This window comes from Vibrio sp. 1401 (assembly GCF_033340295.1).
Map to the genome: position 1 here is coordinate 1 of NZ_JAWOWF010000249.1, position 801 is coordinate 801.

Genomic DNA, 801 nt, shown 5'->3' on the forward strand with positions numbered 1-801 from the left:
ATGTATGGCACCGAAGCATGCAGGAAAAGTGTGAGCTTGTTTCTGAAGTATCGATATGCAATGAAGAAATGGCGCTTTTGTACCAAAGCCCGATCTCAACAGTGTTTAGCTTTTCAACTGAAGCAAAGCAAAACACGTTGTTAAATCATCTAATTGAGAGTCAACAGAGAAAACCATGCTTCTGGTGGACAGAAGGCTCTACTCATATTGAATCATGTATGTTTGTTAGCACTGGGCTGCCATCTATTGGCCAATTCTCTGCAATGTTAGATGGTCGTTGGCAAAAGTGGAGTTGGTAGGAAGCAAAGAATGAATTGGAATTATTTTACTTTTGCCAAAACTCATGCAGGTAAAGTTCGTCCTTATAATGAGGATGCGTTACTGGATATGACTGAACAGCATATATGGGTTGTTGCTGACGGCATGGGCGGTCATAGCGCTGGCGATATCGCGAGTCAAATGCTGGTCGACAGAATTGCACGCCATATGCAAGATGTGCCAAACACCAATATAGATGATATTCGCGCTGCAGTGCAGCAAGCGAATTTTGAGATCTATCAATATGCTCAAATGAACTTAGATGGAAAGACAATGGGCACAACATTGGTGCTGTTGTTTATTCAGGATGGTTATTACCACTGCCTATGGGTTGGTGATAGCCGCATTTATCAATTGAGAAACGGTACTTTTGTACAAAAAACTCGTGACCATAGCCAAGTGATGGAGTTAGTTGAGCAAGGCTTGTTGGCATTTGAAGACGCAGAGTCCCATCCATTAGCCAATGTAATTACCCGAGCTGTT

General features: G+C 42.4%; 1 protein-coding gene and 1 pseudogene. Both read left to right on the forward strand.

What is annotated here, in order from left to right:
- Window positions 1-299 (forward strand): annotated as a pseudogene (locus R7Z77_RS24885) (type VI secretion system-associated protein TagF); the annotation flags it as partial.
- Between the two features lie 10 nt (window positions 300-309).
- On the forward strand, window positions 310-801 hold a 492-nt coding region (locus tag R7Z77_RS24890; RefSeq protein ID WP_318136988.1), incomplete at its 3' end, for a PP2C family protein-serine/threonine phosphatase.